Source organism: Thiohalophilus sp. (assembly GCF_034522235.1).
Taxonomy (GTDB): Bacteria; Pseudomonadota; Gammaproteobacteria; order UBA6429; family Thiohalophilaceae; genus Thiohalophilus.
On the sequence record NZ_JAXHLN010000003.1, the window covers coordinates 386860 to 398957 of the forward strand.

At 57.5% G+C, this 12098-nt stretch carries 13 protein-coding genes; 9 read left to right on the forward strand and 4 right to left on the reverse strand.

What is annotated here, in order from left to right; genetic code table 11:
* Nucleotides 1-101: 101 nt before the first annotated feature.
* Nucleotides 102-944, reverse strand: a complete 843-nt coding sequence (locus U5J94_RS04735) for a hypothetical protein (protein WP_322564490.1) — start codon at nt 942-944, stop codon at nt 102-104.
* A gap of 257 nt (nt 945-1201) precedes the next feature.
* Complete coding sequence (locus U5J94_RS04740; protein WP_322564491.1) at nt 1202-2317, reverse strand: PQQ-dependent sugar dehydrogenase; 1116 nt, start codon at nt 2315-2317, stop codon at nt 1202-1204.
* Between the two features lie 315 nt (nt 2318-2632).
* On the opposite strand from U5J94_RS04740, the gene U5J94_RS04745 reads away from it, so the two are divergent.
* From U5J94_RS04745 to U5J94_RS04755, 3 genes are all read left to right on the forward strand, one after another.
* Entirely contained in the window at nt 2633-3559 is a 927-nt protein-coding gene (locus U5J94_RS04745; protein ID WP_322564492.1) for an ABC transporter ATP-binding protein, read from the forward strand.
* A 235-nt stretch (nt 3560-3794) separates the two neighbouring features.
* The gene (locus U5J94_RS04750) at nt 3795-4556 is read left to right on the forward strand and encodes an ABC transporter permease (protein WP_322564493.1); all 762 of its coding nucleotides are present in this window, start codon (nt 3795-3797) and stop codon (nt 4554-4556) included.
* A 10-nt stretch (nt 4557-4566) separates the two neighbouring features.
* A complete protein-coding gene (locus U5J94_RS04755) occupies nt 4567-4968 on the forward strand; it encodes a GGDEF domain-containing protein (protein WP_322564494.1) in 402 nt (133 codons plus the stop codon).
* A gap of 80 nt (nt 4969-5048) precedes the next feature.
* Here U5J94_RS04755 and U5J94_RS04760 read toward each other — a convergent pair whose 3' ends face one another.
* Nucleotides 5049-5453 (reverse strand): hypothetical protein, encoded by a 405-nt coding sequence (locus U5J94_RS04760; RefSeq protein ID WP_322564495.1) that lies wholly within the window; start codon nt 5451-5453, stop codon nt 5049-5051.
* Between the two features lie 149 nt (nt 5454-5602).
* Here U5J94_RS04760 and U5J94_RS04765 point away from each other — a divergent pair, with 149 nt between their 5' ends.
* The 3 genes from U5J94_RS04765 to msrA all read left to right on the forward strand — a co-directional run bounded on the left by U5J94_RS04765 (nt 5603) and on the right by msrA (nt 8970).
* On the forward strand, nt 5603-6583 hold the full coding sequence (locus U5J94_RS04765) for an MBL fold metallo-hydrolase (RefSeq protein WP_322564496.1): 981 nt from the start codon (nt 5603-5605) through the stop codon (nt 6581-6583).
* A gap of 147 nt (nt 6584-6730) precedes the next feature.
* Nucleotides 6731-8185 carry an exodeoxyribonuclease I gene (gene sbcB, locus U5J94_RS04770; protein WP_322564497.1) on the forward strand — a complete coding sequence of 485 codons (1455 nt, stop codon included), beginning with the start codon at nt 6731-6733 and terminating at the stop codon, nt 8183-8185.
* Nucleotides 8186-8388: 203 nt separating this feature from the next.
* Complete coding sequence (msrA, locus tag U5J94_RS04775; RefSeq protein ID WP_322564498.1) at nt 8389-8970, forward strand: peptide-methionine (S)-S-oxide reductase MsrA; 582 nt, start codon at nt 8389-8391, stop codon at nt 8968-8970.
* Nucleotides 8971-9136: 166 nt separating this feature from the next.
* Here msrA and U5J94_RS04780 read toward each other — a convergent pair whose 3' ends face one another.
* Complete coding sequence (locus U5J94_RS04780; protein WP_322564499.1) at nt 9137-9628, reverse strand: DsrE family protein; 492 nt, start codon at nt 9626-9628, stop codon at nt 9137-9139.
* Between the two features lie 276 nt (nt 9629-9904).
* Here U5J94_RS04780 and U5J94_RS04785 point away from each other — a divergent pair, with 276 nt between their 5' ends.
* From U5J94_RS04785 to U5J94_RS04795, 3 genes are all read left to right on the forward strand, one after another.
* Nucleotides 9905-10249: a 5-carboxymethyl-2-hydroxymuconate Delta-isomerase gene (locus tag U5J94_RS04785; protein ID WP_322564500.1), complete on the forward strand. Its 345-nt coding sequence runs from the start codon at nt 9905-9907 to the stop codon at nt 10247-10249.
* Nucleotides 10250-10669: 420 nt separating this feature from the next.
* Nucleotides 10670-11296 carry a BMC domain-containing protein gene (locus tag U5J94_RS04790; protein ID WP_322564501.1) on the forward strand — a complete coding sequence of 209 codons (627 nt, stop codon included), beginning with the start codon at nt 10670-10672 and terminating at the stop codon, nt 11294-11296.
* On the forward strand, nt 11296-11862 hold the full coding sequence (locus U5J94_RS04795) for an NUDIX hydrolase (RefSeq protein WP_322564502.1): 567 nt from the start codon (nt 11296-11298) through the stop codon (nt 11860-11862). The genes U5J94_RS04790 and U5J94_RS04795 overlap by 1 nt, the downstream gene beginning before the upstream one ends.
* The last annotated feature ends 236 nt before the right edge of the window (nt 11863-12098 follow it).

The following is a 12098-nucleotide window of genomic DNA, read 5'->3' on the forward strand; positions in this document are numbered from 1 at the left end:
GCAAAGCGGGCCTGGCTTTCGGGACGGGTTGGGGAATGATCCGGGCTCGGACCGGGACAAGATATTGAATGCGCGACACTTTCTATTGGAATTTGCGTGTGTTAGCCGGTCGCACTGGTGTCAGGCGATTGGGCCTGCCTCGTCCGGTATTCGCTGTATAACGCGACCAGCTGTTTGGCGTGATGGAACAGCACGCGCAGTTTGCGGCGCTCGCTGCGCGACATCGCGCGCAGGATGTCCCGGGCCCGGTCGAGCCGGGCGTTGGCCCCTTTGAGATTGCCGTCCAGCAGGTGATATTGAGAGAGGGTGAGGTTCAGGATTACCTCTTCACCCTGGCTGGCGGGTTTGTCCAGGGCGTTGAGCAGCAGCTGTTTGCCGGCCTGATCGTTGTCGGCGCTTTCATCCAGCAAGTAATAGTCGGCGCGGGCATTGGCCGACAGGGCGGCCAGCTGTTCGGCGGTTTTGGGCTCCTTGAGACGCTGGTATTTCACCAGCTTGTCGCCGGCCAGGTAAAAATAGGTGCCGTAGGCGTGTCGGGCCGCCTTGCCGGTGACCACGGCCTGTTCCTTGAGGCTGTAGTTGGAAATCAGCCAGAGGATCGGTTTGTTGTCGTCGGCGATGACATCGGTGCGCAGGGTGACGCGCAGGGGTTCGGGGCCTGCGTAGGCGTCGCGGATCTGCAGCTGGCTGAAGCGCTGGCGTTTCAGGTTGTCGAGGGTATCGAAGATGATCTCGCGGACGGCCGCCTCGGGCAGATGCCGCTCCACGTTCAGGGCCTGGATGAGATTGAAGTAGAGATAATAGATCGAATAAAAATCGTTGGCCTGGTAGGCGATGTCTGTATCGTTCGCCTGGCTGAGTACCCGGTACTCCGCCGCCTGTGTCTCGCTATAGAGTGCGGTGGCCGAGAACAGGACCAGGGTGATGAGTAGCAGTCGTCCCATGCTGGGTTTCTCTGATTGTTATTATCAGCCTGTTTTATAACATGTTTGGGGGCGACGGCCGAAGTCAATGCCGGAGTTTGTGAACCAGGCCCCGGGAGATAGTTGGCAGATAGCAGTTGGCAGAGGGCAGTTGGCAGAGGGCAGAGGGCAGAGGCGGTCGTCAGTTCCGGTAGGCCGGATCAAGCGGAGCGGATCCGGCTCGTTGAGAATCGCGCCCGTGGGGCGCTCCTACATGCCCTTCGGACAGGGCGAGGGATTTATTTAGCGGGTTTGAGCCGCAGTAATGATCCGTTGGATTCGTCGGTGAGGATCCACAGCAGGCCGTCCGGTCCCTGGCGTACGTCGCGGATGCGCTCGCCGCGCTCCTGTAACAGCTTTTCTTCTTTAACCACCTTGTTGTCTTTTATCACCAGCCGCGCGAGATGTTCGTGGGCCAGGGCGCCAACGAACAGGTTGCCCTGCCAGTCGGGGAAGGCGTCGCCGGTGTAGACGGCCAGGCCGGAGGGGGCGATGGAGGGATCCCAGTAGTAAACGGGTTGTGCCATGCCTTCTTTATGGGTGATGCCTTCGCCCACCTGAGTGCCGCTGTAGTTGATGCCGTAGCTGATTACCGGCCAGCCGTAGTTGACCCCGGCGCGGATGATGTTCAGTTCATCGCCGCCGCGCGGGCCGTGTTCCACCTGCCAGATGACGCCGGTGCCGGGATGCACGGTCATACCCTGGGCGTTGCGGTTGCCGTAGGTGTAGAACGAGGGTTTCGCGTCAGGCTTGTTCACGAACGGGTTGTCATCAGGGATGCGCCCGTCGTCGTGCAGGCGATGGGTGCCGCCGGCATCATCGCTCAAATCCTGGGCGCGGGGTTGCTCGCCGCGATCGCCGACGGTGAGATACAGATAGCCCTGTTTATCAAAGACCAGCCGCGAGCCAAAGTGGCGGCCGGTGCGCCCGACCGGCTCGGCGATAAACAGCACTGCCACGTCACTCAGTTTGCCGTCGCGATAGCGGCCGCGCGCCACGTGGGTGGTGGCATCTCCGTGATGTTTCGCCGCATAGCTGAAGTAGAGCCAGCGGTTGTTGGCAAAATCAGGATGCAGGGCCAGATCCAGCAGCCCGCCCTGGCCGGTGGGATGGATCGGCGGCAGGCCATTGACCGCTTCGGGATCCAGCTTGCCGTCGCGGAACAGGCGCAGGCGTCCGGCTCGTTCGGTAATCAACACCACGCCATTGGGCAAAAAGGCCATGGACCAGGGATGACGGAGTTCGTCGGTCAGCACCTCCACCTGGTAGGCCCGGGACTGGTCGGTATCGGTGGCGGCGTTGCACGCGCCGAGCAACAACAGGCTCAGGCTGGCGAAAAACAGAGGTCGGAACATACCGGGCTCCTTATATATAGTCGGCGCTGGATACCGAGGGTGGTGCTTTCAGTGTAGTCAGACCGGCGACAGTGTCGATGGTTTCCTTATCAACAACCCGTTGGTAATCAGGGCCAGGTGACTTCGAGGCCGGCGTAAAAGCGGCGTTCAGCGCCCGGCTCGTAATAGCGTTTGTCGTACAGCGCATACTCCCTCATTACCGGGTCAGTTAACCGGAATGGTTTTTCCCTTTTCCTGGAGAAAGCGCCGGGAGAGGCCCTCGTAATAACCGTCTTTTCCTTTTACTATTAGGGATGCACTATTCACGGATATCCCATGCAGCCCATCGTCTCCATTAACAACCTGTCCAAGACCTACGGCAGCGGGTTCAAGGCGCTGAAGAACGTCAACCTGGAGATTCAGCCGGGCGAGATCCTGGCGCTGCTGGGACCCAACGGCGCGGGCAAGACCACGCTGATCTCGATCATCTGCGGCATCGTCAATCCCGGCGGCGGATCGGTGACGGTGGACGGTTATGATATTCAGCGTGATTATCGCCAGACCCGCAGCCGTATCGGGCTGGTGCCGCAGGAGCTGAGCCTGGGGGCGTTCGAGAAGGTCTGGCACACGATGTGTTTCAGCCGCGGGCTGTTCGGCAAGCCGCCCAACCCGGACTATATCGAGCAGCTACTCAAAGACCTGACCCTGTGGGACAAGCGCAACAACATGCTGATGATGCTCTCCGGCGGCATGAAACGCCGGGTGCTGATCGGCAAGGCGCTGGCCCATGAGCCGATGGTTCTGTTTCTGGACGAACCGACCGCCGGGGTGGACGTGGAGCTGCGCCAGGAGATGTGGGCGCTGGTGCGGCGGCTGCGCGCCTCGGGGGTGACCATTATTCTCACGACCCACTATATCGAAGAGGCCGAGGCGATCGCGGATCGGGTCGGGGTGATTAACAATGGTGAATTGCTGCTGGTGGATGACAAGGACGCGCTGATGCACAAGCTGGGCAAGCGCCAGCTGGTAATCGAACTGGAGACGCCGTTGTCAGCCTTGCCCGGGGAACTGGCGCCCTGGAAGCTGGAGCTGTCGGAGGCCGGGGATAAACTGGCCTATACGTATGATCCGCATAAATCGCATACCGGGATCCACGAACTGCTGCAGGCCCTCGCCGAGAGCGGACTGGTGATCAAGGATGTGCAGACGACGCAAACGTCGCTTGAAGAGATCTTCGTCAATCTGGTGAAGGGTAAAAAATGAAAAGGAACAGTTGGCAGTTTGCAGTTGGCAGATGGCAGTCAAAAGAGGAAGGCCGGATCAGGCAGAGTGGAACCGGGATGAACCAGGCTGGCATGCGATTAGTGGAAAGATTGCCGCGCTCGCGTTGCTCGCTCGCAATGACAGCAACTGGCAGGGTCATTGCGAGGAATGAAATAACGAAGCAATCTCTGTATACAAAGTATCAATTCGCGATGACAGGCTATTACAAAAACCAATGAATATTTACGCCATACGGGTGATCTACAAACACGAAATGCGCCGGGCGTTCGAGACCGTGGCGCAGAGTTTCGCCTCGCCGGTGCTGACCACGGTGCTGTACTTCGTGGTGTTCGGCTCGGCCATTGGCTCACGTATCGAGTCAGTGGGTGGTGTGGCGTATGGTTCGTTCATCGTGCCCGGGCTGATGATGCTGGCGATCCTGACCCAGAGCCTGTCTAATGCCTCGTTCGGGATATTCTTTCCCAAGTTTACCGGGGCGATCTATGAACTGCTTTCCGCGCCGGTCTCGTTTGTGGAGATCGTGATCGGTTACGTGGGCGCGGCGGCGACCAAGTCGCTGATCATCGGCCTGGTCATCCTGGCCACTGCCGGCTTCTTTGTGCCCATCGAGATTGCCCATCCGTTCTGGATGCTGACGTTTCTGGTGCTCACCTGTGTGTCGTTCAGCCTGTTCGGGTTCATCATCGGCCTGTGGGCGACCGACTTTGAAAAACTGCAACTGATCCCGCTGCTGGTAGTGACCCCGCTGGTGTTTCTCGGCGGTACCTTCTATTCCATCGATATGCTGCCCGAGGCCTGGCAGACCGTGACCCTGTTTAACCCGGTGGTTTATCTCATCAGTGGCTTTCGCTGGAGCTTTTTCGAGATTGCTGATGTGAGTGTGGCGGTGAGTGTCGGGATGATCCTGGGGTTTTTGATTGTCTGCCTGAGCATTGTCTGGTGGATGTTCAAGACCGGGTATCGGCTAAAACAGTGACGAGTGACGAGTGGCGAGTGGCGAGGAAAAGCAGCACGCCGGCGACATGGTTCTCAATCGGATTGTTGATGTTGTGAAAGAGACGATTCGCCCACTGGATATGTTTGGTCGTTTCGGTGGGGAGGAATTTTTGATTCTGCTGCCGGATGTGCCGCAGGATATGGCCGTCAAGGTTGCCGAGCGGATCCGCAAGGCGCTCGAAGCCCTGCAAATCAGCTATGAAGATCAGACTCTCGTGGTAACGGTGAGCCTGGGTGTGGCGCAGTGGGATGGACATTCTTCGCTGGATGAGCTGATCAATCGAGCAGACAACGCCCTGTATGAGGCAAAGGCGCTCGGGCGCAACCTTGTACAGCCTGCCTCACCGGCGCCTGATGCGGACCAGGCGCAGCGCGATGCCGGAAAAGCCTGATAATCAGGTAAAAACGCAACAGGGAATGTTACTGAGTCCACAGTGGTTGTTATCAGTCCGCCGGGTGCGTGCGATGGCCTCTAGAAATTATTCGGATTGCCCTCGATAAATCGCTGGTAGGTCACCACGGTTTTCTTTTGCCCGTCTTTGCCGACAGTATATTTTTTGTAAACCCCGTTATCCTTCATGATCGGCTGACAGCGATTTTTTCCGCCGTAGGCGATACACAGCTCTCCCTGTTCGTTGACTGACCACTGCAGCTCGCTCATAAGCTGGCCTTCGCGGGTGCCGCGCAGGCTGCCGTCGGGGGCGTGGTAGACGACAAATTTGAAGCCCAGTCTTTCATGCTGGTATTCGATGGTCTTGCCGCTGAACAACGCCCTGACCTGATCGGCATTGAGGGTTTCGGCGGCTGGTGCAGATTGCGCGAAAAACAGCAGCATCGGTAGCGTGACGACGAGGATGGTGCGGGTGAATCGGTGCATGGGAGAACGGCTCCGCCTGGCAAGAAGACCTGAAAACAATAACAGGCGTGCCCGGGATTGGCCAGTGGGCCCGGCCCGGGTATTGATTGATGTTGTGTTGTTTCCAGTTAGAATGGAACTCTGTTTACCCCATCCCGGAGTCCGTCATCATGCGCCATTCTCTTCGATCGCTTTTGCCCTTGTTCATCGGTGGGATCGGCGTTGTTCTTGCCCCGGTGGTATTCGCCGCCGAGAAGGTGGTCAGGGTCACGCCACTGGGCAGTCACGACGGCGAGTTTTGCAGTCGGGACCGGGCGCTGATTTTCGAGGACCCGGACGGCACGCGGATCCTGTATGACGCCGGGCGCACGGTGGCGGGCCCGGAGGACGAACGCCTGGGCAAGATCGATGTGGTGCTGGTGTCGCATTTGCACGGCGATCATGTGGGTGACCGGCATATCCGGCAGCGCAATGCCGGCAGCTGCGCGCAACCCGAGACCCCGGTGAATGTGTTGCCCAACACCAACAGCGTGAACATCGCCCTGGCCAAAAACGCCACCATCATTACAGGCAGCGAGATGCCGAAGTTTTTTGCCGCCAAGCTCAAGGCAGTGGGCGGTGATCCCGGTGCATCAAAACTGGTGCGCTTTGGCGGATCGCTCAGGGCGGGCGGGGTGACGATCACCACCGTTCCCGCGGTGCACTCCAACGGGATCAGCGGGGAGATGATTGGCGGCGAGTTGGGGGCGATGCTCGATGCCGCGGGACTGACGGCCTATGCCGGGCCGCCCACCGGTTATGTGCTGACCTTCTCCAACGGCATGGAGGTCTATCTCTCCGGCGATACCGGCATTACTGCTGATCAGGAGTCGGCGGTACGCCGCCACTATGATGCCAAGCTGGCGGTCATGAATATCGGCGATACCTTTACCACGGGCCCGGCCGAGGCGGCCTATGTGGTGAACGAGCTGGTCAAACCCCGCGCCGTGATCGCCTCCCATGCCAACGAGGCGGCGACCGAGGAGGGCAAGGTGATCGCCGGCACACGTACCGAGGCCTTTATCAAGGCGGCAGGGATGCCGGTGCATGTACCGCTCAGCGGCCGTACGATAACGTTCGGGCCTAACGGGCATTGTCAGTCGGGTTGTTGATCCCCGCAGGCGGGAAAGCGGGACTGGCCTGAATCCATCTGGTTAGCCGGCCGGGTATCGTCCGGGAGCCACCCTGGTTCATCCCCGGAGTCGTCCCGGAGCGGGCTATATGCTAGGGTGCGTTCAGCATATCTATAAGGTAGTTCCATGACGCAAAACACCCTCTACTGGCACGATTATGAAACCTTTGGTACGGATCCCCGCCGGGATCGCCCGGTGCAGTTCGCCGGGCTGCGCACCGACGAAGATCTCAACATTATCGGCGAGCCGCTGAATATCATGGCCCGGCCCGCGCCGGACAATCTGCCCCATCCGATGTCGACGCTGATCACCGGCATCACCCCGCAGCAGGCGCTGGAACAGGGGCTGCCCGAAACCGAGTTTATCAGCCGTATCCTGGCGGAATTGTCGCAACCGGGAACCTGCGGCGTGGGCTACAACTCGATCCGTTTTGATGATGAGGTAACGCGCAACACGTTGTATCGCAATCTCTACGATCCTTACGGGCGGGAATGGCAGAACAGCAACTCCCGTTGGGATCTGATCGATGTAGTACGTGCCTGTCACGATCTGCGCCCGGAGGGAATCACCTGGCCGCAGCGCGAGGATGCCGATCGACCCAGCTACAAACTCGATGAGCTGAGCGTGACCAACGGCATCGAGCATGGTCAGGCGCATGACGCACTGGCCGATGTCTATGCCACGCTGGGTATCGCGCGGCTGCTTAAAAAGCATCAACCGAATCTGTTTGATTTCTTCTATCAGCTGCGGCGCAAGCAGGAAGTGTTGAAATATATCGATCTCAAGGAGATGACACCGATCCTGCATACCTCCGGTATGTACGGCAGTGACCACGGCAATACCCGCATGGTCGTGCCGATCGCCGCACACCCGACCAACAAGAACAGCATTATCGTCTTCGACCTGAGCCAGAATCCGTCGTTGTTGCTGGATCACAGCGCCAGGACCCTGGTCGAACGACTCTATACGGCCAATGACGATCTGCCCGAGGGCGTGGAGCGTCCGGCATTAAAGCAGCTGCTGATCAACAAGTGTCCGGTTATTGCACCGACCTCGACGCTGGACGGGGCGGCTGCCAAACGCCTCAATATCGATATTATGAAGTGCAAGCAGCACCGACAAACCCTGCTCAACCAGCGCAAGGCGATCCAGCAGAAGCTGACCAAGATCTTCGAGCAGCGCCCCTTCGAGCCGGTGGAGGATCCCGATATGATGATCTACGCCGGCGGATTTTTCGATGACAAGGACAAGGCGCTGATGCAGCGTATTCATGATACCTCGCCAGAGGAACTGGGAACGCAGACCTGGAGTTTTGGCGACAAGCGTCTGCCGGAGATGCTGTTCCGCTACCGGGCGCGCAATTATCCCGAAAGCCTGAATCCTGATGAACAGGTCCAGTGGCTGGAACATTGCCGGGCCCGGCTGGTCGAAGGGGAGTCCGGGTTTTTGAGCTTCAAGGATTTTTATGCCGAAATCGAGGCATTGCGTAACGGCGGGGAACTGGATGCGGGTAAAGCGGGTCTATTAAAGGAAGTGGAAGCCTTCGGGCGTGAGCTGGAGAGTTTTATCAAACAGCAGTAATGGCCCTCCGCGGCCCTTCGGGCAGGGACGAGGTACGAGGTACGAGTTACGAGGTACGAGGATTTATAGCCCCCGTCCGAAGGGCTGTGGGAGGCGCTTTTAGCGGCGACCTGCCCGGTTCGAGAGTTGCGCCTGAAAGGCGCTCCCACAGCGTCCGGGCTGTTTATCGGCGCCTGAAACCTGTTTTACAAGAGGTTATCCCCATGCATCATAAAGTCCTGGTATTTTTATTCGTGATGTTATTTCCGTTTTCTTCGGCGCTGGCCGATGAAGCCGTTTTCGCCGGAGGTTGTTTCTGGTGCATGGAAGCGGATTTTGAAAAGCTCGACGGGGTTTCCGAGGTCATCTCGGGCTTTACCGGCGGTGAGATCAAGAACCCGACCTATAAAGGCAATCACGAAGGCCATTATGAAGCAGTGCGGGTGATCTATGATCCCGAGGTCGTGAGTTACCGGGATCTGCTGGATCATTACTGGGTGAATATCGACCCGTTTGATGACAAGGGTCAGTTTTGCGACAAAGGGCACTCCTATTTGAGCGCCATCTTTGTTGCCAATGACAAGCAGCGGCGCCTGGCCGAAGCCTCGCGCCAGAAAGTGGTCGAACAGTTCCCCGATAAAAAGGTGGTCACGCCGATCCTGGAGGCCGACACGTTCTGGCCAATCAAAGGCAACGAGAGTTACCACCAGGACTATTACAAGAAATCGCCCCTGCGTTACAGGTTCTACCGCCTGAGCTGTGGGCGCGACAGTCGCCTGGAAGAGATATGGGGTAAGAGGGACTAAATAACTGTTTCGAATACCCGATCACTTTGTTCGAAAGATTGCTTCTCGTCGTTCGCAATGATCGAAAATAGTGCGGTCATTGCGAGGAACAACGTGACGAAGCAATCTTTCTGAAATGGTATTCTGAACACACATTAGTCTCGCCACTCCCTGTTTCTGCCGCGGCTTACTCGATTTTCAGATAGGCGAAGCCGTCTTCCTGCAATTCGGTAAGTCGTACGACGCCTGACTGGACCATCTCGACACCGTCATACAGTTTGTCCCTGGAGAGGTTGATTTCGGAGCGCGTGATATTGCACAGCTCGAGCTTGACGTTGTGTACATCGACCAGACTTTTCAGGCGGCCTGACAGATCCTGGCGGCGTTCACGTAATTCGCTGTCGGCTTCAAACGGTGTATCTTCCAGATTATCATCGGTCAAAAAACGGATCCCGTGGGCGACGAACACAATTCGGATATCGTAGTTCAACAATTCACTCTTGTAGGTGGTTACCATGTTATTGATGCTGGTCAGCATGGCACTGAAGCGACGCGGATCAGAAAAATCGGCATGATAGGCCACCTTTTTCTCTTCGATGGCTTGCGCGGATGGGACAGGCACGAGATACACGGCAAAGGCAAGCAGGATCGCGGCCAACCAGGGATGAAGAGTACGCATTGAGGATAGGGTCATGGGGGGCATAAGAAACCTCCGCAAAGAGTTAGCGAGTCCCTCAAAATTTGTTCCGTTTTGGCAGTGAAGTTTGCAGTGATAGTTTTTGACCTTTTGGGCGACAACACGCTACTGTTAATTATAGACAAGACAAGCTGTATGATCTGTGCCGGTGTCGGGGTGCTACCCGAAAAAAGTCCGGCTAAACTGTTGCCAGGATAAACGCTGCGTTTAAATGCGGTTTTTCCATGATCATTGCCAACTGCCTGAGCAAATACGACGATGCCCCATTTGATTATCGATTACAGTGCGGATTGTATTGACGAACATCAGGCGCAGGCCATGGCCGATGCCGTGTTCGGGGCGGCGCATGATTCCGGTCTGTTCGAGACGGCGAATATCAAATCCCGCGCGATCCCGATCACGGCATATCGGATGGGTGTTGAAGGCAAGGGTTTTGTCTGTGTGCGTTGCCGGATCCACGCCGGGCGCACGGGTGCGCAGAAAAAGCAGCTGTCCGAGGCCGTGGTCGCGACGCTGCGTGAGCTGGAGTTGGGTGTGGCGGCTATCACAGCCGAGGTGATCGACATGGACCCGGCCAGCTATACCCGCTATTACGCCGACTGAGCCGATATTCCGGATAGCCTCTGGAGATTGCTTCGTCACTTTGTTCCTCGCAATGACTTCGCTGTTCGTTGTCATTGCAATGCCTGTATGGACGCAGGTGGTAGAGCGGCGCAGCTCAATGCTTTCTTCACGCACACCTTCCGGCAGATTGGTTCGTCACCTTTTTCCTCGCAATGACATCCGTGTTTGCAGTCATTGCGAGCAAAGCGAAGCAATCTGTTTGGCCAACGCAATGAACATCTTCCGGTGCATACTTGTATAGTGAGGGCGCCAGCCGTTTGTCCAGACTAATCACGCGGACTTAATTCATAGAACATCCTCTATCAGAAACGTCGATATTATCGATTTGTATTGAAGTACCGGGATTTTTAAGCTTCTGTCTTATTCTGGCTTTGCAGGGCAGTGGCGAGCGCGCGGTACATGATCTCACTTCGAACCTACGTTTATATCGACTCCCTGCAGCCGCAACTGGCCGAATACATGGCCACGGTGTCCCAGGGGTTTCCGCCCTCGCCCGGTAACGCCTGCCTGTGGGTGGAAGTGTCGCCGGGCATGGCGGTGCATCGTCTCACCGACATGGCCCTGAAGGCGACCCGCGTGCATCTGGCCCAGCAGGTAGTGGAGCGTGCCTACGGCTCGATGGTGATTCACCATCGCGATCATAGCGATGTGGAAGAATCGGGCCGGGTGATACTCAGCCACCTGGGCACGGCCGCGACCAGTCCCGAACCTTGCAAGATCGCCTGGCAGGAAACCATCCGCGGCATGACGCCCGATCACACCGTGGTAATCAACCGCCAGGATCGCAAGGGCTCGATGATCCTGCCCGATCAGAGCATGTTCATTCTCGAGACTGAGCCGGCCGGTTACATCATTTATGCCGCCAACCAGGCGGAGAAAGCCGCCAGTATCACCCTGATCGACGCCCGCGCGGTCGGCGCCTTCGGGCGCCTGACCCTTTCCGGCCGTGAGGCCGACGTGGACGAGGCCGCCGCAGCGGCTATCAATGCTGTGCAGCATCCGTGGACTTCATGGGGATCGCGCTGATGCATCGCCAGGAACTGCTGCGCCTGCTCGGACAACATCAGCCCCGATTCATGGATGAGGCGGGCTTTGTCCGGCGTGCGGTTGCCTTTGTCGAACAACACCCGGATTGCTTCGAGCGCGAACTGTTGCCGACCCATGTGACCGGTTCGGCCTGGGTGGTCAGCCCGGATCGCTCGCATGTATTGATGCTGCACCATCGCAAGCTGGATCAATGGTTTCAGCCCGGCGGCCATGCCGACGGCGATGCCGATATTCTGCGCGTCGCCCTGCGCGAGACGGCCGAGGAGAGTGGTATCGAACCCTCGCAGGTCAGTTTGTTAAGCGAGACGATCTTTGATGTAGATATTCACTGGACGCCCGTGACGGCGGATGCCCCGGCGCACGAACACATTGATATCCGTTTTCTGGTGGAGATAGACGACAGCCTGCCCATTCCGGGTAACGACGAGTCCCATGAGATCGGCTGGGTGGCGCTGCATGACGTGCCGCGCTTTAACAACAACCGTTCCACCTATCGCATGCTGGAAAAAACCCGGCAAATGCGGCATGGGTTTGACAACGGATAAAGCAGTACACCTGGCGATGACAGGTGAAAAATCATCACACAGGCCCGGGTAGACCGGGTGGCATAACCACGCAAACACTGCGGTTGGAATTCAGGCGTCACGGCAGGCAACAGGCATATAGATCGCAATCGATGGGTTTGAAAATCGATATGGATGAGAATGACATAGTAAATCATCTATCGATTACGAAGATAATATCGATTTGTATCAAACAACGCAGCTCCCTAAGCTTTGAC